Genomic DNA, 24,544 nt, shown 5'->3' on the forward strand with positions numbered 1-24,544 from the left:
GTACTCTGCCGAAAATGACGCAATCAAGTTGGCGGGAGACCACCGTCCGGCGGGTCGCCGACGCGATCAAACGACACCGAGGCGACCGTTCCGCGCAGTGGCTGTCCGATCACACCGCCGAACTCGGGCACCGAGTCACCCGATCGACAATCTCCGATCTCGAGGTCGGACGGCGGACGCGACTCGAAGTGACCGAGCTACTCGTGCTCGCCCAAGCACTTCAAATCCCCCCGATACTGCTGCTGTTCCCCGACGTTCCGGATGGCCCCGTCGAGTACCTGCCAGGCCAATTCACCCAGTCAAGGTGGGCCATTGAGTGGTTCAACGGCGAGGACGAGACGGCGTTTACATCGGAGAGCATGTTGCCGATACGGCTGATCGCCCTGGAGCGGGAGTTGCTGAGGCGGCGGGCGGAACTTACACAGAGTCACGTTACGACCCTGAAGAAGCTCGAGGAGCTGCCACAGGGAGGCGACTCGCCATATCTCAATGCTGTTGCAGCCCAACTGCTTCGCAGCATGTCAGAGGTCGATCTCGATATAGAGAAGGTCCGCAGGCAGCAGCACAAAGCGGGCCTAACGGTAGTTGGATTCGACCGCCCGTCGACCGATTAGGTCTCACCACTACGCCAACCAGAGGAGGAACCGGTGAATTAGACCAGCGCAACTCCGAAAAGTACAGCCCCACAGAAAGATTCGAGAGAATTGACTACAGCAAGAACCCTTGAACTGCGCAAGGAGAAGAAGAGCCGACGGGCCGAACCGATCGACAAACGCACGGCCAAGAACGGGGTCGTGACCTGGACGTTCCAGGTGGACGTTGGGACCAGGCCGGACGGCACCCGCGACCGTCAGCGCTTCACCTACGACACTCAGACCGTCGCGCGGCGCGAATACCGGCGAATCACATCGGAAGTCGCGGCCGGGACCTACGTGCATGTGACGACCTTGACCGTGGACGAAGCGTGCGAAGAGTGGCTGACCGGACGACGATTCCGACGGGGTGTCAGCGCTGCCAACACCCGTAACCACCTGAAAGCCGCTCGGCGATACTTCGGTGGCCGCAAGCTCGCGCAGCTGACCAAGGCCGACGTCGACAAGCTGGTGGATTGGATGTTGACCGAGGGCCGCGTGGACCAGCGCACCAATGTGGACCCGGACTCTCTGTCCTCGCGGGTCGCGGCATTCGTGGCGCTGCACACGGACGGCGTGACGACGAAGGCGATACAGGCCGAGTTTCCCGGTCAGGACATCCACACGCGCCTATCCGCGCTGCTACGGGCTGGCAGAGTCCAGCGGGTGAGCCGGGGTGTGTACGCGGTGGCGGAGGCCCAGGAGGGCGCGCAGCCGCATGGCGTCAAGCCTGTGACCGTGCGGTCGACCCTTACGGCCTTGTCCATGATGGTTCAGTCCTACGTGGACCAGGGGAAGTTGCCGCGCAACGTCGTGGCGTTGGTGGAACGACCGGCCGACGAGATCGACGAGCGGGACGACGACGAAGACACCGACGATCCGAAGGCGTGGACGGTCGCCGAAGTCCAGCGCTTCCGGGTCGAGGCGCAGGCTCACCGTCTGTACGCGGCTTGGCTCATGTCCACCTACGGAATGCGGCGATCGGAGGTTCTGGGCATGAAGTGGACCCGGTTCTCCGACGACGCGCTGAAGGTCCGTCGTGGACGGGTCGCGGTCGGCACCACGACAGAGGAGAACCTGCCTAAGTCGCGCCGTAGCCGTCGTGATCTCCCGCCGCCCGCCGAACTGGCCGCCGCGCTCCGAAGCCTGAAGAAGGTGCAGCGGGCCGAATGTCTAGCCCTGGGCATCCCGTGGGATGACAACCGGCTGATTGTGATGGACGAGGCGGGTGTGCCGCTGCGGCCAGAGCGCTACACCGATGAGTTCCAGAAGCTGGCGAAGGCAGCCGGACTCCGTCGTATCCAGCTCAAGGGCCTTCGGAACTCGTCCGTGAGTTACATGCTCGCGCTGGGCATTCCGGCGCACATCGTGGCGGCGTGGCATGGGCACGACCCGTCCATGTCCCTGTCGGTCTACTCCGTCGTCCAGGGTGAAGACTTGGCGGCGGCCGGATCTGCGGCCTTCGGGTCGTAGTCCGATGAGGGGGATTTCCCGAGAGTTGGCACACTCTTGGCACATTGGGGGTGCCCAACTCCCCTGACGGGGAGTGGATTTGGTCTCTGACCTGGAGCCGCCTGCGAGAATCGAACTCGCGACCTTTTCATTACGAGTGAAGCGCTCTACCGACTGAGCTAAGGCGGCGTGCCTTCCGGCGTTGCGAGTGTATCGTCTCGGGCCCGGATCGCGAAAATCGGTGGTCGCGATCACCCGGTGACGGTCAGGCCGCGCGGGCGGCCATGAGGGTGGCAACCATGGCGGCGACCGCGAAGCGGGGCTTGACGTTGGTTTCGAGGGCCTCGCGGCAGTCGAGGACGGCCTGGATACAACGGAGCAGGCCCTCGGGACGGATGTCGGTGGCCAGTTCGCGGATCTGGTCGGCCATATCCGGGTGAGTGAGGGTGACGCCGGAGCGGGAGTCGGCGGTGGCCGCGCCGAAGCGGACGGCCAGGGCGTCGCGGTAGAGGCCCGCCACATCGATGAGCGCGCGGTCGAGCGCATCACGCCCGGTGCGGGTGGCTCGCGATTTCTGCCGCTTCTCCAGATCCTTCAGCGCGCCCGCCGAACCGCGGGTGGCGGCGGCCGCGCCCTTACCGGTGCCGCCCGCGCCGAGAGCGGTCGCGAGTTCGTCCCGCTCCTTCTCGTCGCGGGTGGCGCTGACCTGTTTGGCCTCGTCATCGGCGGACCGGACCAGATCGTCGGCGGCGTTGTAGGCGGCCGCGGGCCGGGCGGTGGCCGCGACCAGGGCGAGCGCCTTCTTCCGCCGGGCTCGGGCGTCCTCGTCGGTGGCGAGCCGGCGGGCCCGGCCCACATGACCGCCACTGACCGAGGCCGCCCACTGCGCGACCTTGGCGTCGAGGCCGTCCCGCTCGCGCAGCACCTGGGCGATGGAATCGACCGACGGCGTCGCGAGATGCACGTGCCGGCAGCGGGAGCGCAGCGTGATGGAGATGTCCTCCGGATCCACCGAGGGCGCGCACAGCAGGAACACCGTCCGCGCCGGCGGCTCTTCGACCACCTTCAGCAGCACGTTTCCGGCCGCTTCGGTCAATCGGTCCGCGTCCTCGACCACCACGACCTGCCAGCGGCCGGTGCTGGGCCGCCGCGAGGCGACCTGCACGATCTCGCGCATCTCCTTGGTGCCGATGCTCAATCCCTCGGGCACCACGCGCCGGACGTCACCGTGGGTGCCGGCCATGGTGGTGGTGCAGGCGTGACACCGCCCGCAGCCCGGCCGTTCCGGATCCGTGCACTGCAGCGCGGCCGCGAAGCACAGCGCCGCCACCGATCGCCCCGATCCGGGCGGCCCGGTGAACAGCCACGAATGCGTCATGGCCGAGGACGATCCCGCACCATCCCGCGCAGCGATCGCGGCAGCGGTCAATTCCGCTTCCACCGAATCCTGGCCGACCAGCCGATCGAAGACACCCGCCACGGCATACACCCTACTGGCGGCCTACGACATTCCCCCGCCGCCTCCGTCAGGAAGCGCGCTGATACGTGGTGTTCGCGCCGTCCAGCGCCTCCCGGATGATGTCGGCATGCCCGGAGTGATGGGCGATCTCGCGCAGAATGTGTAGCAGGATGTAGCGCACCGTCATCCACACCCGCTCCGGCGCCCACGGCGCGGTGGGTGTGGGGATGGAATCCTCCAGGTTCGGCAGCTCGCGAATCAGCGCGGCCGTCCGTTCCGCCGTGGCATCCCATTCCGCCAGCAGCTCGGCGACCGTCTGGTCCGGCCCCATCCTGTACTCCGAATCCATCTCGGAGACATCGAATTCGGAGTTCGGGTCACGTTCGACGATGACCCGCGTCCAGTGCTGTTCGGTATGCATCACGTGATGCAATAGACCGCCGAGGGTGAGCTCACTGACCGTCGTGCGGTGCCGGGCATCGTCGTCCTCCAGCCCGCGCACCGTGATCCGGAACAGCTCGCGCTGGTTGTCCAGCATCTTGATCAGCTCTTCACGCTCGAGATCCGCCATCGAATGTCCTTCCGCTGGTGCGTGTTCGGGCATCACGCTACGGCAGGGCACCGACAGAAACGGCTGGAAATCCACCGCCCTAAACAGGGGATTTCCAGCCGGAACCGCAGCTTCAGGACTGCGCGGCAGCCTTCGACGCGGCGGCCTTCTTCGCCGCCACCTTCTTGGACGTACCCTTCTTCACCACATTGGCCGGATCGGTCGCCTTGATCGCCGCCTTCTTCGCGGCGGTCTTCTTCGCCGCGGCGGTCTTGGTGGCGGCCTTCTTCGCGGGCGCCTTCTTGGCGGTCTTCTTGGCCGCCTTCTTCACCGGCCCGCGCGCCCGCCGATCCGCGAGCAGCTCGGAAGCCCGCGCGTCGGTGATGGATTCGACCTCGTCGCCCTTGCGCAGCGACGCATTGGTCTCACCGTCGGTGACATACGGGCCGAACCGGCCGTCCTTGATCACCATCGGCTTCTCCGACACCGGATCCACGCCCAGTTCCCGCAGCGGCGGCGCGCTGGCCGACTGCCCGCCGCGCCGCTTGGGCTCGGCGTAGATCTTCAACGCCTCGTCCAGCGTGACATTGAAGATCTGATCCTCGTTCGCCAGCGACCGCGAATCGGTGCCCTTCTTCAGATACGGCCCGTATCGGCCGTTCTGCGAGGTGATCTCCTCGTTCGACGCCGGATCCACACCCACCACGCGCGGCAGCGACAACAGCTTCAGCGCATCGTCGAGCGTGATGGTCGACAGGTCCATGGACTTGAACAGCGAGCCGGTGCGCGGCTTGGGCGCGACCGCCTTCTTCGCGGTCTTCTTCGCGCCCGTGTCGATCTCCTCCACCGGCTCCGGCAGGATCTCGGTGACGTACGGGCCGAAACGTCCTTCCTTGGCGACGATTTCGTGCCCGGACTCCGGATCCCGGCCCAGCGAACGCCCCTCCTGCGGTGTCGAGAACAGCTTCTCGGCCACCTCTGGCGTCAGCTCGTCGGGCGGCAGATCGTCGGGCAGGTTCGCCCGCTGCGAAATCGAATCACCTTCCGGGTCATCGGGATTCGTGATCATGCGCTCCAGGTACGGCCCGAACTTGCCGACCCGCACCACCACGTCGCGACCTTCGTCGTCGCCGAACAGCTTGATGGAGTTGACTTCTCGCGCATTGATGTCGTCGAGTCGCTCGCCGACCATCTTCTTCAGGCCGCCGGACCGCGCCACCGAACCCTGCGCGCCGTGATCGCCACCGAAATAGAAAGAGGTCAGCCAGTTTCCGCGCTGTTCGCGTCCACCGGCGATGGCATCGAGGTCGTCCTCCATGGCCGCGGTGAAGTCGAAGTCCACCAACCGCCCGAAGTGATCCTCCAGCAGCCCGATCACCGCGAACGCCACCCACGACGGCACCAGCGCACTACCGCGCTTGTACACATACCCGCGGTCGAGAATCGTCTTGATGATCGACGCGTAGGTGGAAGGACGCCCGATGCCGAGCTCTTCCAGCGCCTTGACCAGCGAGGCTTCCGTGAACCGCGGCGGCGGATTGGTGGTGTGCCCGTCCGGCAGCAGTTCGATGGCGGTGACGCCCTGCCCCTCGGTCAGCGCCGGCAGCCGCGATTCCGCATCGTCGGACTGGCCGCCCGCTTCTTCGTCGACGCTCTCGACGTAGGCCTTCAAGAAGCCCGCGAAGGTGATCGTCCGGCCGGACGACGAAAACACGCACTCCTCACCGGTATTCGCCATACCGGTGATCCGCACCGTCAAGGTGGTGCCGCGCGCGTCGACCATCTGCGAGGCGACCGTGCGCTGCCAGATCATTTCGTAGAGCCGGAATTCGTCACCGTCGAGCTTGTTGTGCAACTGCCCCGGTGTGGCGAAAGTGTCACCCGAGGGCCGGATGGCCTCGTGTGCTTCCTGCGCGTTCTTGACCTTGCGGGTGTACTGCCGCGGCGTCGGGCTCACATATTCCGCGCCGTACAGCTGCGTGGCCTGCGCCCGCGCCGCGTTGATCGCCGACTCCGACAAAGTCGTCGAGTCGGTACGCATATAAGTGATGTAGCCGTTTTCGTAGAGCCGCTGCGCGACCCGCATCGTGCGCTCGGAAGTGAAACGCAGCTTGCGCGCCGCCTCCTGCTGCAACGTCGAAGTCATGAACGGCGCGTACGGTTTCCGCGTGTACGGCTTCGACTCGACCGACGTAACAGTCAAATCCACGCCGTGCAGCGATTCCGCCAGCCGCCGTGCGTATTCCGCGTCCAGCACGACCACGCCCGACATGGTCTTCAACTGACCGTCGGCGCCGAAATCGCGACCGGACGCCACCCGCGCACCGTCGACATTCACCAATCGGGCGCCGAAAACGCGCGGATTCCCGCCCTCTTCCTGCCCGCCGGCATCCAGTTTCGCGGCGATATCCCAGTACTCGGCGGAACGGAACGCCATGCGCTCCCGTTCCCGCTGCACGATGACACGTGTCGCCACCGACTGCACCCGGCCCGCCGACAATCGCGGCATGACCTTCTTCCACAGCACCGGCGAAACTTCGTAACCGTAGAGCCGGTCCAGGATGCGCCGCGTCTCCTGCGCGTCGACCAGATCCTTGTCCAGCTCGCGCGTGTCGGCGGCCGCGGCGAGGATGGCCGGCTCGGTGATCTCGTGGAACACCATGCGCCGGACCGGCACCTTCGGCTTCAGCGTCTCCAGCAGATGCCACGCGATGGCCTCGCCCTCGCGGTCGGGGTCGGTGGCGAGGTAGAGCTCGTCGGCGTCGGCGAGCAGCGCTTTGAGCTCGCTGACCTTCGCCTTCTTATCCGGGCTCACCACATAGATGGCCTCGAAATCGTGGTCGACATCGACCCCGAGCCGGGCCCACTGCTGTCCCTTGTATTTGGCGGGTACATCCGCCGCACCTCGCGGCAGGTCCCGGATATGACCGACCGAAGCCTCCACCACGTATCCGCGGCCGAGGTAGGGGGCGATCTTGCGGGCCTTCGTCGGCGACTCGACGATCACGAGACGACGCAGGGAACGCCCCTGGTCGGGTGCTGATTTCGGCGATGCACCGCGGTCTCGTGTTGCCACCGGCGAACACACCTTTCCTGTCGATCCGCGCGGCGCTGGTGCGCGCGAAACGCGGCTGGGGCATGCGGCTGCGACTACTGATATCGCTGCCAGCAACGTTTATACCGTGTTCAAAGGCCGCGGCTCGTGCGCGGCGACGATGTAGCCCCTGATCGTGATCGAGTGTAATGGGTCCAGATATGGGTCGTCCCCCACCGCCGGGTGGCGATGGGGGACGGATACCTGTGGGTCAGCCCGCTCTCAGAGCGCGCGCACACCCGTGGCCTGCGGGCCCTTGGTGCCCTGGCCGACCTCGAATTCGACCTTCTGGTTCTCCTCGAGGGTGCGGAAGCCCGTTCCCTGGATCTCGGAGTAGTGGACGAAGACGTCAGCGGAGCCGTCCTCGGGCGCGATGAAGCCGAACCCCTTCTCCGCGTTGAACCACTTCACAGTTCCCTGTGCCATTCTGTTCCTTCTCTTTCCATACCGGAACGGCGGACAAGTAGGTTCGTCCACCGGGTCCGTTCCGACCGCTGTACTCTGTTCCCCCTGCAGGAAAGCACCCAGTACACCGTTCGCAACATCGATCCTGCTGATGGTTTGGACTTTGGATCCGTCCCTCGAACACAGAAGCTTGCGACCAGGAACCAGTGAACCATGTCTTCGCGCAATTCAACAGCCGAGTTACCCACAATTTGCAAAAAAGTTGATCTTGCGAATGCGCAGGTGAGGGGCATAATGCCCAAATCCGTACTTGAAGTTGGTTTGCTTCCTGATAACAGAGCGAGCATCTGGCAAACGGGGTGTGAGGCGGGTCGCTACTCTGCAGTGAAATGGCAGGTAGACGACAGGGCGCACACACCTTTCGCACCCCCGCCGCGTGTCGCGGCAACGCTTCGATGAATCCTGGCGACGTGACGCGCCCGATCCGAGACGCCGGCGATACCAGCTATGGGAGATCGTTGCTGAATCGTGTCCTGTCAGGGGTAGAAAAAAGTGACCCCCGCCTCACCCATATCGCGGAGCTACCACCGCGTGCGGCCCAGGTCACGAAATGGCCCGAATGGACATCTCCGGACGTCATCGCCGCAGTTCAGGCGGCCGGCGTCGAGGAACCCTGGAGCCACCAGACACTGGCCGCCGACCTGGCCGCGGACGGAATGCACGTCGTGGTCTCCACCGGCACCGCCTCCGGGAAGTCGCTGGCCTATCAGCTACCCGTGCTCACCGCGCTGCAGGAGGATCCGCGCGCTACCGCCCTCTATCTCTCGCCCACCAAAGCGCTGGGGGCCGATCAGCTGCGCATGGTCAACGAGCTGACCAGCGAAGATCCACTCCGCGGCATCCATCCCGCGCCTTATGACGGGGATACGCCCCCGGAGATAAGGCAATGGGTACGCGCCCACGCCCGCTGGGTTTTCACCAATCCCGACATGCTGCACGTGGGCATGTTGCGCTCCCACCAGCGCTGGGCCCGCCTTTTGCGGCAGCTGCGGTACGTGGTGGTCGACGAATGCCATATCTATCGGGGTGTATTCGGCTCGCACGTGGCGCTGGTGCTGCGGCGACTGCGGCGACTCGCCGCGCGGTACGGGGCGGATCCCGTATTCGTACTGTGCTCGGCGACCGCCGCCGACCCCGCCGCGACGGCCTCCACCCTCATCGGCGCGCCGTGTGTCGCGGTCACCGAGGACGGGTCACCGCAGGGGTCCCGGACCGTCGCGCTCTGGGAGCCGCCGTTGCTCGGCGGGGGCGTGACCGGGGAAAACGGCGCCGCGGTGCGGCGTTCGGCCGGGGCGGAGGCCGCGAAGATCATGGCCGATCTGGTCGTCGAGGGCGCGCGGACGCTGACCTTCGTGCGGTCCCGGCGCGGCGCCGAACTCGTCGCCATGGACACGCGGCGACTGCTCGCCGACGTCGACGCCGGGCTGGCCGAACGAGTCGCGGCCTACCGGGCCGGATACCTCGCCGAGGACCGCCGGGCGCTGGAGGCGGCGCTGTCGGAGGGCTCATTGCTGGGCGCTGCCACCACCAATGCGCTCGAATTGGGCGTCGACATCGCCGGTCTGGATGCCGTCGTCGTGGCGGGATACCCCGGCACGGTGGCCTCGTTCTGGCAGCAGGCCGGGCGCGCCGGGCGACGCACGCAGGGGTCATTGGTGCTGCTCATCGCCCGTGACGACCCGCTGGACACCTACCTCGTGCATCATCCGGAGGCACTGCTGGGCCGGCCGCTGGAAGCCACCATCACCGATCCGCACAACCCCTATGTATTGGGACCGCATCTGCTGTGCGCCGCGATGGAACAGCCGCTCACCGACGCCGAGGTACACGAATTCCGGGCCTGGGAGCTGCTGTCCGAGCTGGCCCGGGACGGCGTGATCCGGCGGCGGCCGGGCAATGGACGCGACGGCACGGCCCGCTGGTACGTGACCGCGGACGCGCATCCGCACGATGCGGTGGACGTGCGCGGCGGCATCGGATCCGCAATCGCGGTCGTGGACGGCGAATCGGGCCGCATGCTCGGAACCACCGACGCCGGACGGGCGCCGGCCACCCTGCATCCCGGTGCGGTACATCTGCATCAGGGTGAGAGCTATGTGGTCGACGAGCTCGATCTGGAAGAGGGAGTTGCCCTCGTGCACGCCGATACGCCCGGCTGGACGACCAGCGCCCGGGCGGTCACCACCCTGGAAGTCGACGAGGTCACCGAACACCGCGTGCACGGGTCGGTCACCACGGCCCTGGCCGATGTGCTGGTGACCCGACAAGTCATCGGCTACCTGCGGAAACTCCCCAGCGGCGAGGTGCTGGACATGGTGCCGCTGGACCTGCCGGCGCAGACCCTGCCCACCCGGGCGGTGCTGTACACGGTCACCCCGGACCTGCTGGCTCGGGCCGGGATCGACGCGCGGCGCGTCCCGGGCGCGCTACACGCCGCCGAACACGCCGCCATCGGCATGTTGCCGCTGGTCGCGACCTGTGACCGGTGGGATATCGGCGGCGTGTCGACCGCCGAACATGCCGATACCGGGCTGCCCACGGTGTTCGTCTACGACGGTCACCCGGGCGGTGCGGGCTTCGCCGAGCGCGGATTCACCCGGGTGCGGCACTGGCTTGCGGCGACCCTGGCGGCCATCGAATCGTGTGGTTGCGCGGGCGGATGCCCGTCCTGCGTGCAGTCGCCGAAGTGCGGAAACGGGAACAATCCCCTGGACAAGGCGGGTGCGGTGCGGCTGTTGGCGGCCATCCTGGCCGAACTCGGGCCGGATGACGGCGACCGTCCCGAACCGTGATCATGGCGTCGCCGTGGTGAGATCGAAGCGCCATGCGACCGTCCGGTCGGGGCTGGTCAGCTGAGAAGTATCGGGTCGGTCCGGACGCGGCTGCACGTGCACTGCAGTAGGGCGGACCCGGAACGAATAAAAAGGGATGTGATCCTGTTAACTGGCAGGTTGCTCCGTTCGATAATGTCGTTAGCGGATTTACCTGTGCATTCTTTCGGATCAGTCTTCGGAACGAATTGGAAACCGATCGATACCCAATCTATTCGCCTATCGGTTTCATCGAATATCGGCATTGATCGACTACTGATGTGGCCCGCGCCATCGCATTCTTAACCAACCGCTCAGTACGAGACATTGACTCCTACCGCCAATCCCCCGGCGGCCCCGCACGTGCACTCGCGCACACTTCCCGGACACCCATCGGACCCAACTCCACTCGGCCCGCGAGTTCGACTGTCACATCCCACCCATCCGGCACACAAGTCATCAACCGCGCACCCATTCGCCGGCCTATTTCCGCTGCCTGCGCACATGCCGCGGCGATGCCGGAGTCCAGGTCACCGGCGGCCGCCAAGGCCGCTAGATCCGCCGCCGCCTGCACCCGGTGCCGGGCGGCCACCGCGACCCCGACCTGCGCCGCCAATACTGTGATCGCCAACACCGAGACCAGGGCCAGGCAGGCCGTGACCGTCACCGCACCCTCGTCCCCGCAGTGCGCTTTCTCACTCCGGACGACCGATGTGCGCATCACGGCGTGTCCGCACCCGGTTCGCGCGCCGCGACCGCACTCGCACTCAGCGTGAGCGGAAGCAGTGGTGAGCGGGCGCTCACCGTGGCGGTCACGAACTCCGCGTCGTGCCGCACCCCGACCTGCGCGCCCGGAGGCGCCACCCGGAGTGCCAGGGCCACCGCTGCGGCGTCCTGATCACGCGCGGAGAGCCGGGCCGCCTCCCGCGCGGCGTCGACACAGCGGATCTGTGCCGACGCCGCCAGCAGCGCGGCAATACACAGCACCAGCACAGCGACCACGGCCGCCAGCGCGAGCGCCGCCTCCACCGTCGCCATACCGCCGTCCGCGGTCGCGCGAGTGATCAGCCGACGGTGGTCTTCAACGCGCGGTCGATGATCTTCGTGAGGGCGTTCACAATGCTGTCGCCGGTCACCACCGTGTAGAGGACGGCGCCGAAGGCCGCCGCGGCTATGGTGCCGATCGCGTACTCGGTAGTCTATTTTTACATCCGTGAGTGTGCAGGTAGCGCCGCTACGGGCGCTGATAGTAGTCCGATTGTCGAGATTGACCGATGAGAGTACAAGCCCTGAACGGCAGCTCTCCGAGTGTTCGAAGCTCTGTGCTGATCGTGGGTACGAAGTTGTCGGCGTAGCTGAAGACCTGGACGTGTCGGCGGGTACTACATCGCCGTTCGAGCGTCCCCAGCTTGGGCGCTGGCTCGCTCGTGACTTCGATCCGAAGGCATCGCCCGGTCCGGACAACCGGGTACCGGTGCCGTTCGACGTGATCGTGTTCTACCGGCTGGATCGGCTCGTGCGGAGCGTTCCGCACCTGTGGCGGGTGATCGAGTGGGCCGAAGCCCATGACACCGTGCTCGTATCGGCGAGTGAGAAGCATTTCGATCTGTCGGACAAGGTCGGTCGTATCATCGTCGCCCTGATCGCCACCGTGGCGGAGCTGGAGCTAGACGCGATCAGCGAGCGGAACTCGAATGCGTTCCGGCACAACTTCACCTCCGGCAAGTGGAGGGGTGGTGTCCCGCCGTGGGGCTACCTCCCTGAGAAGGACGACAACGGGGACTGGCGGCTTGTCCAGGACCCGGTACAGGTGAAGGCGATTCGTGAGGTCGTTGACCGGGTGATGTCCGGGATGCCGTTGCGGCAGATAGCGCACGACATGACCGGCCGGAAGATCTTGACGCCGAAAGACCGGTTCGCTCAGGTCCAGGACCGAGAGGTACGGGGCTACGAGTGGCACTCAGGGCCGCTGAAGCGGTCTCTGTCGTCTCCGACCCTTCTAGGGCATGTGGTCACCCGTGAACCCGTTCTTGATTTGAACGGGCAACCGAAGCGAAAGGCTAACGGTAAGAAGGAGTTCGGCCCCGAGACAGTTGTTCGCTCCGATGACGGTAGCCCGGTGGTACGGGCTGAACCGATCCTCTCTCGTGCCGAGTTCGATCGGCTCCAGAAAGAGTTGAAGAGCCGGGAGAACCGTAAGGAGCCGACGAAGCGGTCTAATGGCTTGCTGCTGAGGGTGATTCACTGCGGTGTGTGCAACCGTCCGGCCTACCGGCTGAAGGGCGGGAAGGGCAGAGCTGACCGCTACCGATGCGCTTCAGCTCAGTACAAGGATCGTTGCGAGAACCTGACCATGATCAGCGACGAAGCCGATAAGGCTGTGGCAACCGCTGTGCTGGCGCTGCTAGGCGACTCCGAACGGCAAGACCGAGAGTGGGACGCCGGAGAGGATCACGCGGCTGAGGTGGCCGCCATCGATGCTGACTTGATTGACGCAGCAGAGGTGATCGGCTCGGGGATGTTCGGCAAGGGCACTCCTGCCCGCGCGAAGCTGGAGGAACGAATCTCGGCTCTGAGCGCACGCCGTGACAAGTTGGCGTCGATCCCCTCCAGACCTGCCGGTTGGGTGCTCCGGGGCACTGGTGAGTTGTTCTCGGATTGGTGGGAGCGTCAGACGCCCACCGAGCAGAACATCTACCTCCGTTCGATGAACGTCCGCGCATCGTTCAAGCGTGGTGCTCAAAACAGGCTCAACCTCGATCTCGGGAGCCTGAACGACATGACCGCCGAACTGAAGCCCGGCCCGAGCGTGCAGAGGGCAAGGAGGACCTTCGCCGCGATGGAGCGGGAGGGTATCCAGGGAGTTCTGCTCTCCGATGCCGACCAGATGCCAACGGCAGCAGAGGGTTACATGTGGCTCCAGCCAACCGAAGGTGTCTGGGTGTACACCTCCGAAGCCTTGCTGAGGGCCGCAGAAGAGCGACGGGCGGAGCGTCGGGAGTTCATTCGAGAGAAGATCGAAGATGAGTACCGGTACGGACCAGACGACGATGGGGACTGGGATTAGGCACGTGAGCAGTACTGATGATGTGTTGGCGCTTGCGCTGGCGGTGGTGAAGCCGGGTGGCAATGCCATGTTGATCAACGAAGACAACACCGGCGGTGACTGGGTTCCGGTTGAGGAAGCGGTGGATTCGGGTCGGGCGTTCATGGTGAACGTGAAGCCGACCCTTGCAGTGTTCGACTTGGACACTCCCGAGTTGGTGGAATGCGGCTGGAAGCTTCGGCAGTGGGCCGAAGCCGACGAGCTTCCTACGTTGCTTGTGGCTTCCGGCCGAGACGATCACCAACACCTGTACATCCGGTCGGAAGACAGGGGCCGAGTGCTGGATCAAGCTCTCTCGCTTGGCATCCCGATCGATACCCATCGGCACAACAAGGGGATTCGTCCGCCGCTGGCTCCGCACCGTAAAGGCTTGTCCGGGGCTCTGATTGCCCCGGAGACGGTCCAGGAAGCGTTGGGGGTACTCGGACCCTCCGAGCGTGACGGCTCGAAGCGTCGAGATCTGCCGATGTCGCTGTGGTCGTTGATCAAGAACGGGGACACCGAGGGCCGTTACGACGGCCGTTCTCCGATGGCTCTGGCGATTGCCTCCGGCCTTCGTCGGGCCGGATGGAACTTCTCCGACTACCAGCGGTTGATGACCGACCGAAGAAACGCGGGCGGCGCGAAGGTTCACGCCCTGGAGGACAGGGAAGGCAACGAGAACCCGCATGACTTCATGGTCCGTACTTGGGAGAAGGCAGCCGATCAGCTGACGACTGCGGAGATCGTTGACGAGATCTCGAATGTGCAAGCGATTGTCGAGGCCGCCCCATGGCCGGGACGGACCGGGAAGACCGACCAGGCAGTGATGTTCGCGCTGTGCCTACTCGGCACGACTTCAGGCACTACGGCCCTGACTTTCGGGTCTCGCCGTATCGCTGAGGTGGCTCAGATGGAGGACAAGACGGTCCGGACAGCCCTGGGCCGTCTGGTGTCGGCCGGATGGTTGGAGAGGGTGAAAGCATCCAAGATCGGTGATGCCGACACCTACCAGTTCGGCCCACAGGTGGACAAGATGACCTCACTAATACCGTCCCCCCCTATAGGGGATAAGTGCGGTTCTAATGACCAGGAAAGGGACCGAGTTCTTCTACATCCGTTGTTCAGGTACGGGTCTGGGCTGGGCAAGAGCACAGGCCAGACATGGTTAGGTCTCCAAGAGGTTGGTCCGGCTACGGTCCAGGAGGTTTCCGTAGCCGTTGGGTCTAGTCGTAGGACAGTTGACCGGCACCTGAAGGTGTTGGAGAAGCACGGTCTAGCCGTGAAGTCCGGTACTCAGTGGACTGCCTCCGGTGATGATCGGAGGCTGTACGAGTTGGCTGAGGAACTCGGTGCCCTGGAACGGTCTGAGCTTCAGGTGGAACGAAATGAGCGGAACCGAGAAGGGTTCCGTACAGCTCTCCGGTTGAAGGGTGCTCGTTTGGCCGGACCCGCAGAGGCTCCGGCCGACGCTGGGCTAGTGGACTGGGTTGAACTGTCAGAGGAAGAGCAAGCCGAGATCCTTCGTGAGCTAGAGGACGAAGAAATCCGCGACTGGTACGAGCAACAGGAGTTGTACCGGATGCTAGGACTTCCGTCCGAGCTCGGGTACTAGCCCCAGGGGGTATGCCCCTCCCCCGGGGCATACGGCCCACCCACAGGTATACGGGTCTCTTACGCACACGCGACCGGGGGACGGGGGTCACTCGGTCCAGGATTGGTTGCAGGCAGAGCGCCACCTACCGGGGCGCTGAGAGATCCACTCACGTCGTGCCCTTGCTCGGTCCGTGTACATGGCGTGGAGTTCCTCCGGGCTTGGTTCGTCCTCAGCACAGGTGTACGGCAGGAACTCGATAGGTTCGTCCATGCTCAGATTGGACGTGCCACGCGGACAACGGGTTCCGTGAGACATGCACATGGGAGAACCCCCAGCCCTCTCCTGCGGTTGGGGGTTCCCTCGGGGGTTTGACACCAAGATCAGAAGCCCCGGCACGGTTGCGGTTGGCGGGGGCTTCGTCGTAATGCGTTGTGGAGCAACGCTGTCCTGAATCGGTACGTCGATAGATCACCCCCTTCCGGGGCTCCCGAGCTATCGGAGTGGCCTCAGACGCCGGACAAGTGCCCGGAACGCTTCCCAGGTCTGTTCGGGCGGGATGTTGAACAACAACGATGCGGAGATGGTCACGACCGCGACCATGAACGCGAGAGTGAAGAACAGGGCAGAAGCCCACGTCAACAAGGTGTTGGCCCAATCCATGAAACAGCCTTCCTGGTTAAGCGCCGTCCGCTTGTGCGGGCGGCAGGTCTCGAATCGGGGGCATCGATCGCCGCGAGTACGCGGATTCCGGATGGACCGTCACCACGTCCAGCCGTTGCACCAAAGATCCAGGTGCTTCCCCTTCCTCGAAGTGCTCCAGCGAAGGCACGAACACGGCTTCGGCATCCAACCGTGTTGCTTGCGCCTTCAGCCGCGCCAGCGGGGGCCGTTCCGACTTAGGGTCATAGACCACGATCTCAGCCAGGTCATAGCCGTATCGCTGTGCGAGCCTTCGTATCTCGGTCTCGTCCCATTGCTGACTGATACCGGATACTGCGGTGTTGACGTAGCCCAACGCGGTTGGCTTGTACCGCATTACCGCCCCTCTGTCTTCGTGGCCGTCGAGTGTGATGTGTCCCTGAATCTCCAGGTAAAACCCGGAGTAGTCGTCTGATTCGTCCCCGTAGGACTGGAGTTCGAAGACGCCACCGGGGAACAGGAACAGCCGGGTACGCGGTGTGGCCTGAGCTTCGTCTTGTTCATCGGTCACGACTGCCCCTGTCCGCCGTTGGTGCGGCAACCCAGAAGCGGGGTAGTCAACCGCCCCTGAGCGCCTGGACCTGACGGTAGGGATCCGGCGCTGTCCTGAGCTACAGGTTTGTAGGTCTTTGCAGCAATTCAGGCGATAGCGTTGACCTGACCTGCGGAGAAGGAACACCATCAGGTTGTTGTGAAAACGGCTCTATCGCAAAGGATTCACGATGCAACTCCGCTTCCTGGGTGTCGATACCCGCAAGCAAGGCTCACCACAGCTGTACGCCACCGATGAAAGCTATGTCCTGGTCGGCTGGAAGCCGCCCGTAGAAGACCCGCGCCGGATCGAGATCTCACATGGGCTGCTCGCGTACCTTGAGCGCGGCAGCTGCATCGGGACCATCCTGGAGGACACTGGTCACGGCACGTTCCACCTGTCCGGCGAACCGGTGACGGACCCGGAGACGCTGGCGCAGATGAAGATCCGCGACAACGAGCAGAGCATCGAAGTCCCGAAGGCGAAGGAGATCCGGCCCGACGATGAAGCTTCTTGACATTGAAGAGTTCAACGATCTCCTTCGCAATTGCAAGCACCGCGCGTTTCATCTGGAGACACAGGATGAATACGCGGTAGACAATGAAGCGGATGATCTCGCTGAGTTCCTGAAAACCGGTACATTCGATGAATCCTGGTCCTCGTGGGAACATCTGATCAAAGAGATTACCGACAAGGGGGTAATCGTTCAGCGGGCACGTGTGGTGACCGAACCTCACACCGACTACACCCGGTTCCTGCACGCTACCACTCGGATAAATATTGATTCCGGCGAAGATGTCCGATGGCTTAATCGAAACAAGATTGATCCTGGACAGCTGACAACGGATGATTGGTGGACTCTGGATGATGAAGCTGTAGCGTTCACGGTATTTAAGAAAGATGGAAATCTCGGAGGATTGGCCGTAACGATTGATCCGGTCATAGTCCGATATTGCAATTCGGTTCGTGAGTCTGTGTGGAGCCTTGCCACTCCACATGCGGAGTACTCGCCGAAACAGTGAGCAATGTCCAGCAGGCACGAGAGACGCTAGGGGCGCGTCTTCGCGAACTCCGAAAGCAAGCCAACCTGACGGGCCTGGAATTGTCCAGGCTCGCCGGGTGGGACAACTCGAAGGTATCGCGATACGAGCACGGGAAGCAGACCCCGAGCGAGCAGGACATTCGCATTTGGTGTGCGGTTACTAACGCACCGCTCCACCTTCCAGACTTAATCGCTTCTGTACGTAACTTGGAAGCCGCTTACCTAGAGTGGAAGCGGATACAGTCAGCACATGCCCAGAAGAAGACTGGGCAGGTCGAATCAAGTTCGAAATTCATTAGGGGATATGACCCGGATCTTATTCCCGGACTGTTACAGACCCGCGACTACGCTACCGCTGTCCTGCGGGAATGCATTGATTTTATCGGAATACCGGATGACCTGGAGTCTGCCGTCAAGGAGCGGATGGAGCGTCAGCAGATACTTCGGAAAGGTCCACGAAAGTTCCATTTCCTAATTGCGGAACAGGCACTCTATACAACCGTTGGCGATGATCAGATCATGCTGGCGCAGCTCGAACAATTGATTGCTCACGTGCGATCGTCTCGGATGGCATTAGGGATAGTTCCTCGAATGTCAGTGTTTCGAGCGCCGGTAGTGAACTTCCTAATGTATGACCGTACCTTGGTGCAGGTTGAAACCATCTCAGCGGGGCTGTCTGTAACACAGCCCCGAGAGGTGGAACTCTACGATCGAGCATTTGAGATTTTGGCGGGACAATCGGCCAAGGGTGACGCAGCACGGGCGCTGATTGATGCTGCCATCGAAAGTCGCTTACACGGCCGGTAAGGCACATATTCCACTCGGGGGGAGACGTGCCAGTATGGCTGAGAGCAGGCCAACTAGGTAGGGGGAGGGATGCTCCCCCAGGGTGGCCTATTCCGGTATCGATAGGCGGTTCAGGATCTCTTGGAGCATTTCGGTGTGATCATTGGCCGTATCTTGGATCTTGTCGAGATCTCCGCGTATTTCCTCAAGACGAGAGTGCACCTCTCTAAGGTTGGTGCGGATCTCGCCCAATCCACTGCGAATGCCGTCCATGTCGTTCACTCTGAGCCCCCGTTCGATGGATGGGAGTTCAGACTACCCGCGCGAATCGCGCCACGGAGAGCCATGAATTATGGGCGGGTAGGCCGACGTATGGGCGAAGCCCTTTTCGTGGCTTAGAAACGAAAATAGACCCCGGTTTTCGCCGGGGTCTTGGTCGTCTCGGAATTACTCTCCGGACAGGTACCGGTAGACGGTCGCTCGGGAGCATCCGAGCATCTTCGCGATGTCCGGAGCGCTCACACCCTGTGCCTTCAGCTCGCGAGCCTTAGCCGCGTCAGTGTCGTCCACCTTGCGAGGGCGGCCACCCTTACGGCCGTTCGCTGCTGCTGCGGCCAGTCCTGCACGAGTGCGCTCAATCATGGTGTCCCGCTCCAACTGTGCGAATGCGGCCATGATCGTCAGCATGGCCTTACCCATCGGCCCATCGGTGTGGAGACCTTCAGTGAGGCTGCGGAAGCCAACACCGCGCTCGGTGAGTTCTTCGATGAGCTGCAACACATGAACGGTGTTGCGGCCCAAACGATCCAGCTTCCACACGGCCAGTACGTCACCCTCTCGCAGATGATCCAGGCACCGATCCAGTTCCGGCCGTTCAGTCTTGGCACCAGAGACACCGTGATCCGTGAAGATTCGTTCAGCGCCAACCGCTTTGAGTGCATCCAACTGAAGCTGAGGGTCTTGGTCGGCGGTGCTGACTCGTGCGTACCCGATGATCGCCACTGATTCGATCCTGTCTCGTAATCCCGTTGATCTAACAGTTTTGAGACTAGGTGGTTATGAGACGGTTTTCAAGACAGTTGGAGAGTTTGTTTCCCCAGGACGGCCCGCAACCGGCCGGACCTGGTCTCAGTCGCAACAACCGTTCGTATTTGAGACACCCGTGAGGTGCGTAGTTCCAACTGACCGAGTGTGGCTAGGTGAGTCCTGCCGTTCCGCTAGGTGTGGGGGTTGGGACACGGGTAAGCCTGCCGGGCTGTGCACTCACCAGAGAGGGCACTGTCGAGGGTGGGCACTGCGCGGTGTACGTGGCGCATTGGGCGGTTGGTCCGGTGGTGACCTCTGCTGTACCCCAGGGGGGATAACCCCTGCCCCGGCCTCTGGGACCGGTGCGTTATGCGGCTCTCCGCTTGTGTACGGGTTTGGAGGTTTCAGGCTCGCTGTTCGACTGTTAGAACCTGGATGTAAAGCTCGACAGTGGAGTACTCGGCGGTGGACATGCCGTCGTCGGCCAGCGCGGCCAGCAGCAGGCGAGTTCGCAGTTCCCAGGCCAGATTTCGCACGGTCTCTCCCTTCCTCGATCCGATGCGGTCGTTCCGCACCGGCACACTCGCGACGCCCACCGGAGCGGTTCACACCAGACCTCCGCCCAGCACCCGGCCCGCGAGGCCGATCACCACCGGCACGATCCCCAGGCAGACGAAGGCCGGCAGGAAACACAGACCCAATGGGCCGCCGATCAATACCCCGGCCCGCTCCGCCCGCGCCGCGGCCGAATCCTCGGCCTCGGCCCGGCGCTGCTCCGCCAATTCGGCCACGGCAGTGGCCAGTCCGGCCCCGGACCGCGCCGACCGCCGTGCCATCCGTGCCAGCGCCCCCACCGCCGCGTCCGGGCAGCCGGCCGTCGCCTGCTCCCATGCGGTCACCGAATCCGCACCCAGCGCAAGGAGATCCGCCGCCCGCCGCAATACGCCACCCAATGGCTCGGCAGCACCCGCGGCCACCGCCCGCGCCGCTGCGGCGGCCGGGAGGCCCGCACGCAGACAAGCCGCGAACAGATCCAAAGTTCCTGCCGCATCCAGCGGATCGGCCGCAGGCCGCTTCTCTACCTCATCCCGGCCTCCCACCGACTCCACCTGCTGTAACCGCTGCCACCTGCGCGATCCGGCGACCCGTCCGGGCAGCATCAGCAGAGCGCAGGCACACATCAGCGCGGCCAGCGAAAACAGGTTCATGACTTCGCCTTTCCAGAGTTCGGGGCTCACCGCAGCACCTTTGCGGTGATGGCATCGGCCCAGAGCAGACCGGCACAGGTCAGGGCCACACCCAGTGGCAGGAGGAAAACACCTGCCGACGAAACGAAAAGCACGTGCAATGGCGCGGCGCCCATGAGCTGCCCCAGCAGGATGCCCAGCAACGGCAGCATCGCCAGCACCATGGCCGAGGCGCGCGCACCGGCAAGGGCAGCCCGGGTCCGCTCCCGAAATCTCTTGCGGCCCAGCAGATCCAGCCGCGCCGCCGAAAGCAGTTCCGCCAAGGCGAGACCGTGCCGCTCGGCGATCCGCCACGCATCGGCCACCCGCGACAAGTCCTGCGCCACCACCGCTTCCGGCCGCCGTAGCCCTTCCGCGCCCGATCCGCCCAACCGGCTGCGGGCCGCGCCGACCGCGAAGGCCCGCGACACTTCACCGCCGACCTCGCGAGCCGCCACCTCCGCAGCCGCACTCGGGTGAGCCCCGATCCGCAACTCACCGATCACCGCCTCCAGCCCCTCCAGCAGCTGCCCCGTCTCCGCGGCCCGCCGCCGATCCCGCACCGCACGCCGCCGTCGCAACCCCGCCGTCGCCGCCACCAGCCCCGCCGCAATCAGCGGCCCGAGCCCGACAACCAGCAGACTCGGCAGCGCCAGCACCGGCAACACCCGAATCACCAAGCCGGCCGTAGGCTTTCGAAGCCGGCGCGCACGGCGATACAGCCGCAGAAATCGCCGCCGTGCCGCAGGCGCGGGCAGGGCCACCAAAGCCAGCGCCAGACAGCCCAGCGCCGCACTCCCGCCATCGATCCCGGTACTCATCGACGGCCTCGCCGCATGGGAATCCCCGGCTGCGAAACCCCGGGATGACAGACACGCCGCCAGCCCGGCCTTAGCCCGGGCGGCTGGGTACGGCGCAGCCGAAAGAGTTTGTCGCACCGTTGATCCCGCGTGCCGCACGTGCACACACAGGCGGAGGAAGGTGCCTGAACGGACCTTCGCGGTCCGAATGCTGCCGACGGATGCAGTGGGGCCTCGGCACTCGAACCGGTTGGCTGCGGGATGGTCATGGCTTTGTCCTTTCGTCGAGAAGGTCGTTCAAAGGTCGAGCAGCAGGGGTTGGGTGGCCGGGATCGGCGGACCAGGCCGGAAGAATGTGGACCTGATCGTGAGTGCGGGTGACCAGGCCTATTTCGCGCAGCGTGCGGGCGCCGGTCGGGTGACGATGGACGTGCAGGATGACCTGGATGGCGGCGGCCAGCTGGCTGTGCAGGGCCGGGCGGGACATACCGCCCAGCGCCGCAAGAGCTTCCAGACGAGCGGGCACCTCCCGCGGGGAATTCGCGTGCACCGTACCGGCGCCGCCGTCGTGGCCGGTGTTCAAGGCCGTCAGAAGATCGACCACCTCGGCGCCGCGAACCTCGCCGACGACTATGCGGTCGGGACGCATGCGGAGGGCCTGGCGAACCAGATCGCGCACCGTGACCTCGCCTGCGCCTTCGACATTCGCGGGGCGGGCCACCAGACGGACCACATGTGGGTGTGGTGGAGCGAGTTCGGCCGCGTCCTCGACGCAGATGATCCGTTCGGCGGGATCGACCGTGGCGAGCAGGCCGGACAGGAGCGTGGTCTTACCCGCGCCGGTACCGCCCACCACGAGGAAGGCCAGGCGAGCTCGGATTATTCGCTCCAGCAGGGCTTTCGCCTCGGCGGGCATGGCGCCGGCCGCGGCCAGCGCGTCCAAGCCTTGAGTGGCGGGGCGCAGGATGCGCAGCGACAGGCACGTGCCGCCGTGCGCGATCGGAGACAGCACAGCGTGCAAACGGACGCCGAACGAATCGCCCAGGGCGGCTTCGGTTCCGGAGAGGCGCCCGTCCACCCAGGGCTGCGCGTCGTCGAGGCGACGTCCCGCCGAGAGCGCCAGCCGCTGCGCGAGCCGCCGCACCGCCGCTTCGTCGGGGAACCGCACCGAGGTGCGCCGCAGACCGTGCCCGCGATCCACCCACACCGCATCCGGTGCGGTGACCAGCACATCGGCCACTTCGGGATCGTGCAGCAGCGGTTCCAGCGCGCCCACGCCGGTCATCTCGGTCTGCAGCAGACGCAGCGCCCGCAGCAGATCGGTATCCCCCAGCACGCCACCGGCTTCCGCCCGAATGGCCGCTGCCACCTGCGCGGGATCCGGTGCGGAAGCGCTCTCGGCCAGCCGATCCCGCACCCGATCCAGCAGCTCCGCACTCACCAGCCCGCTCATGGCAGACCACTCGTCCCACGGTTCACGTGGACGCTCACCCGCTGATCCGAACATCGCGCTGTCCCGTCGGCCGACCACACACCCGGACGTTCGTCACTCGCGCCCCGGATCACGCGAGGCTCCGCCTGCGCGGCCGAGCGACGGACCACGCCGATCGACGCGCGCGCACCCAAGGGCAGCCCGGCAGACCGGGGCCGCCGCCGATCCGGTTGGCGGAATGGGCCGGTGGTCACCCGCACTCGCATCCACCAGCCGCCGGAGCCACCGGCCGGGTCGGTCGCTACCCGCACCCACAGCCATCGTGCGGACGGCCGTTGGACCGGCTCAGGTGTTGTCCGAGGGCTCATCGGAAGGCTCCCGAGGTGCGGACAGCGGATTCGGTTTCGTTGGGGTGCAGGCGAACAGGGCTGGGTGTGGTTCGCCGCCACCAAGTCGGCATGCTGGCCCGTGGTGGGTGCGGATTGGTCGAGAGCGCGGTGAGGATGGATTCGGCGGCCGCGCGGAGCGGAGTACGGCGGCGGACTGTGAGGCCCGTGCGCTCCAGCCGTTCCGGAAGGTGCGGCTGGGCGGGAAGGGCGGTCAGGAGCGGAAGGTGAAGGGTCTCGGCGATATCCGCGGCGCGCAATCCTCCCGGTGACGGTGTGCGAACGATCAAGTGCAGATTGGGGTTTCGGGCGGTGATGCGAGCCGACACGGATTCGGCGGCCGCCACGGCACGCAGGCGGGCCGGCACCAGCAGCACGATCAGATCGGCCGTTTCGAGGACGGTGTCGATGTGCGGGCCGCGGTCCGTGGAGAGATCACAGACGACGAGATCACCCGCTGACCGACCGGCCTCCAGCACCGAGCGGACGGCGGCCGGGCTGAGATCCGTTGCGGCCTGGCCCCTTCCGCAGGAGAGGACCGCGACACCGGCCGCGGCGGGCAAGGCCTCGTGCAGTGCGGGCGCGGCGACCCGTCCGTCCTCGATGACGAGATCGGGCCAGCGCAGGCCGGGTGACTTCTCCACGCCGAGCACGAGATCCAGCCCGCCGCCGGCGGGATCACAATCCACAAGCAGAGTGCGATCCCGGAAGTGCGCTGCGGCAGTGAGGGCTACGGCCGCCGCCAGGGTCGAGGTCCCGCAGCCGCCGCACGCGCCGGCCACAGCCACCACTGCGCCATCGGCGCGAACGCGACGGCCGTAGGTGGCGAACGACGCGATCAGCGTGTCGGCCGCGCCCGGCAGGACGAGAACCTGCTCGGCGCCCACTTCGGTGGCGGCCTGCCAGTCGAGCAAACTCGGCTCGCCGTCGGTAACCAGGAGAATCCCCGGACGACGGGGGTTTCCGGCGGACGCGCAGCTACGGGCCGCGGCGGTGTCGAGCACGATCACCGGTGCGGCCGTCCACAGATGGCGGCCGAGCGGTGGTGTGCGCTCGTCCAGTGATCGGTCGGCCGCGGCGGCTATGCGGCGGACCTCATCGCGCAGCCGGGGATCGGAGACCAGGGCGAGGGCCGGAAACCCGGCCGCAGCATCGGAGTTCATGCAGGTCAGAGTCCGCCTGCGAACAGCGCGAGGAAATCCCCACTTCGGCGAGTGTGGATAACACACGGCCTGTGGACAACTCGGGGAGGATGCGGAACCGCAGATCGGTCCGTAGATAGAGGACGGCCCCAGCCGGGGGGGGGAGGAGGCTGGGGCCGTCGGGGTTCAGCCCCGGGGGGTCGGGCTGAACACGCCTGGACCATGTCCAGGTAACGGCAATACTACACCCATGCCCTGCCAGGATTGCAAGTCCGTCCGGCGAGTCTTTTTCCTACGGTCACGGCCCGGCTTTCGGCTGGCTAACCCGA

At 65.1% G+C, this 24,544-nt stretch carries 22 protein-coding genes, 1 tRNA gene and 1 pseudogene; 8 read left to right on the forward strand and 16 right to left on the reverse strand.

The window, feature by feature from the left end; translation table 11 throughout:
- Nucleotides 1-14 precede the first annotated feature (14 nt).
- Together ACH438_RS15440 and ACH438_RS15445 are read left to right on the forward strand one after the other, a co-directional pair.
- A complete protein-coding gene (locus ACH438_RS15440) occupies nt 15-614 on the forward strand; it encodes a hypothetical protein (RefSeq protein WP_397005463.1) in 600 nt (199 codons plus the stop codon).
- Between the two features lie 180 nt (nt 615-794).
- On the forward strand, nt 795-2,105 hold the full coding sequence (locus tag ACH438_RS15445) for a tyrosine-type recombinase/integrase (protein WP_397005464.1): 1,311 nt from the start codon (nt 795-797) through the stop codon (nt 2,103-2,105).
- Nucleotides 2,106-2,197: 92 nt separating this feature from the next.
- Here ACH438_RS15445 and ACH438_RS15450 read toward each other — a convergent pair.
- The 5 genes from ACH438_RS15450 to ACH438_RS15470 form a co-directional block, all read right to left on the reverse strand.
- Nucleotides 2,198-2,273, reverse strand: a tRNA-Thr gene (locus ACH438_RS15450).
- A gap of 76 nt (nt 2,274-2,349) precedes the next feature.
- The gene (locus ACH438_RS15455; protein WP_397005466.1) at nt 2,350-3,564 is read right to left on the reverse strand and encodes a DNA polymerase III subunit delta'; all 1,215 of its coding nucleotides are present in this window, start codon (nt 3,562-3,564) and stop codon (nt 2,350-2,352) included.
- A 46-nt stretch (nt 3,565-3,610) separates the two neighbouring features.
- Entirely contained in the window at nt 3,611-4,114 is a 504-nt protein-coding gene (locus tag ACH438_RS15460) for a DinB family protein (RefSeq protein WP_397005468.1), read from the reverse strand.
- A 112-nt stretch (nt 4,115-4,226) separates the two neighbouring features.
- Nucleotides 4,227-7,100, reverse strand: a complete 2,874-nt coding sequence (gene topA / locus ACH438_RS15465; RefSeq protein WP_397006019.1) for a type I DNA topoisomerase — start codon at nt 7,098-7,100, stop codon at nt 4,227-4,229.
- Between the two features lie 309 nt (nt 7,101-7,409).
- Entirely contained in the window at nt 7,410-7,613 is a 204-nt protein-coding gene (locus ACH438_RS15470; RefSeq protein WP_033089373.1) for a cold-shock protein, read from the reverse strand.
- Between the two features lie 434 nt (nt 7,614-8,047).
- On the opposite strand from ACH438_RS15470, the gene ACH438_RS15475 reads away from it, so the two are divergent.
- Nucleotides 8,048-10,444, forward strand: coding sequence for a DEAD/DEAH box helicase (locus ACH438_RS15475; RefSeq protein ID WP_397006021.1), 2,397 nt, complete (start codon nt 8,048-8,050; stop codon nt 10,442-10,444).
- 352 nt (nt 10,445-10,796) lie between these two features.
- On the opposite strand, the gene ACH438_RS15480 is transcribed toward ACH438_RS15475, so the two are convergent.
- From ACH438_RS15480 to ACH438_RS15490, 3 genes and pseudogenes are all read right to left on the reverse strand, one after another.
- Nucleotides 10,797-11,183, reverse strand: coding sequence for an Rv3654c family TadE-like protein (locus ACH438_RS15480; protein WP_397006023.1), 387 nt, complete (start codon nt 11,181-11,183; stop codon nt 10,797-10,799).
- Nucleotides 11,183-11,500: a TadE family type IV pilus minor pilin gene (locus ACH438_RS15485; RefSeq protein WP_397005471.1), complete on the reverse strand. Its 318-nt coding sequence runs from the start codon at nt 11,498-11,500 to the stop codon at nt 11,183-11,185. The genes ACH438_RS15480 and ACH438_RS15485 overlap by 1 nt, the downstream gene beginning before the upstream one ends.
- A gap of 26 nt (nt 11,501-11,526) precedes the next feature.
- Nucleotides 11,527-11,661, reverse strand: a pseudogene (locus tag ACH438_RS15490) (DUF4244 domain-containing protein); the annotation flags it as partial.
- A 14-nt stretch (nt 11,662-11,675) separates the two neighbouring features.
- Between ACH438_RS15490 and ACH438_RS15495 the strand changes: the two are divergent.
- Together ACH438_RS15495 and ACH438_RS15500 are read left to right on the forward strand one after the other, a co-directional pair.
- The gene (locus ACH438_RS15495) at nt 11,676-13,529 is read left to right on the forward strand and encodes a recombinase family protein (RefSeq protein ID WP_397005473.1); all 1,854 of its coding nucleotides are present in this window, start codon (nt 11,676-11,678) and stop codon (nt 13,527-13,529) included.
- On the forward strand, nt 13,486-15,162 hold the full coding sequence (locus ACH438_RS15500) for a hypothetical protein (protein ID WP_397005475.1): 1,677 nt from the start codon (nt 13,486-13,488) through the stop codon (nt 15,160-15,162). The genes ACH438_RS15495 and ACH438_RS15500 overlap by 44 nt, the downstream gene beginning before the upstream one ends.
- Before the next feature lie 658 nt (nt 15,163-15,820).
- Here the strand turns inward: ACH438_RS15500 and ACH438_RS15505 are convergent.
- Nucleotides 15,821-16,354 carry a hypothetical protein gene (locus ACH438_RS15505; RefSeq protein WP_397005477.1) on the reverse strand — a complete coding sequence of 178 codons (534 nt, stop codon included), beginning with the start codon at nt 16,352-16,354 and terminating at the stop codon, nt 15,821-15,823.
- Nucleotides 16,355-16,565: 211 nt separating this feature from the next.
- On the opposite strand from ACH438_RS15505, the gene ACH438_RS15510 reads away from it, so the two are divergent.
- From ACH438_RS15510 to ACH438_RS15520, 3 genes are read left to right on the forward strand one after another with little or no spacing between them, the layout of a single operon-like run.
- Nucleotides 16,566-16,892 carry a hypothetical protein gene (locus ACH438_RS15510; RefSeq protein WP_397005479.1) on the forward strand — a complete coding sequence of 109 codons (327 nt, stop codon included), beginning with the start codon at nt 16,566-16,568 and terminating at the stop codon, nt 16,890-16,892.
- Entirely contained in the window at nt 16,879-17,397 is a 519-nt protein-coding gene (locus tag ACH438_RS15515) for a DUF6879 family protein (RefSeq protein ID WP_397005481.1), read from the forward strand. The genes ACH438_RS15510 and ACH438_RS15515 overlap by 14 nt, the downstream gene beginning before the upstream one ends.
- Nucleotides 17,394-18,224, forward strand: a complete 831-nt coding sequence (locus tag ACH438_RS15520) for a helix-turn-helix domain-containing protein (RefSeq protein ID WP_397005483.1) — start codon at nt 17,394-17,396, stop codon at nt 18,222-18,224. Before ACH438_RS15515 ends, ACH438_RS15520 begins: the two co-directional genes overlap by 4 nt.
- Before the next feature lie 87 nt (nt 18,225-18,311).
- Here the strand turns inward: ACH438_RS15520 and ACH438_RS15525 are convergent, their stop codons facing one another.
- From ACH438_RS15525 to ssd, 7 genes are all read right to left on the reverse strand, one after another.
- On the reverse strand, nt 18,312-18,476 hold the full coding sequence (locus ACH438_RS15525) for a hypothetical protein (RefSeq protein ID WP_397005485.1): 165 nt from the start codon (nt 18,474-18,476) through the stop codon (nt 18,312-18,314).
- Nucleotides 18,477-18,650: 174 nt separating this feature from the next.
- A complete protein-coding gene (locus tag ACH438_RS15530) occupies nt 18,651-19,205 on the reverse strand; it encodes a recombinase family protein (protein ID WP_397005487.1) in 555 nt (184 codons plus the stop codon).
- 428 nt (nt 19,206-19,633) lie between these two features.
- Nucleotides 19,634-19,765 carry a hypothetical protein gene (locus ACH438_RS15535; protein WP_397005489.1) on the reverse strand — a complete coding sequence of 44 codons (132 nt, stop codon included), beginning with the start codon at nt 19,763-19,765 and terminating at the stop codon, nt 19,634-19,636.
- Nucleotides 19,766-19,834: 69 nt separating this feature from the next.
- Nucleotides 19,835-20,437 (reverse strand): type II secretion system F family protein, encoded by a 603-nt coding sequence (locus ACH438_RS15540; protein WP_397006025.1) that lies wholly within the window; start codon nt 20,435-20,437, stop codon nt 19,835-19,837.
- Nucleotides 20,438-20,463: 26 nt separating this feature from the next.
- Complete coding sequence (locus ACH438_RS15545) at nt 20,464-21,276, reverse strand: type II secretion system F family protein (protein WP_397005491.1); 813 nt, start codon at nt 21,274-21,276, stop codon at nt 20,464-20,466.
- A 244-nt stretch (nt 21,277-21,520) separates the two neighbouring features.
- Nucleotides 21,521-22,708, reverse strand: coding sequence for a TadA family conjugal transfer-associated ATPase (locus ACH438_RS15550; protein ID WP_397006027.1), 1,188 nt, complete (start codon nt 22,706-22,708; stop codon nt 21,521-21,523).
- Between the two features lie 343 nt (nt 22,709-23,051).
- Complete coding sequence (ssd, locus tag ACH438_RS15555) at nt 23,052-24,236, reverse strand: septum site-determining protein Ssd (protein WP_397005493.1); 1,185 nt, start codon at nt 24,234-24,236, stop codon at nt 23,052-23,054.
- Between the last annotated feature and the right edge of the window lie 308 nt (nt 24,237-24,544).

Origin of the sequence: Nocardia sp. NPDC020380, assembly GCF_044386975.1 — a bacterium.
Taxonomy (GTDB): Bacteria; Actinomycetota; Actinomycetes; order Mycobacteriales; family Mycobacteriaceae; genus Nocardia.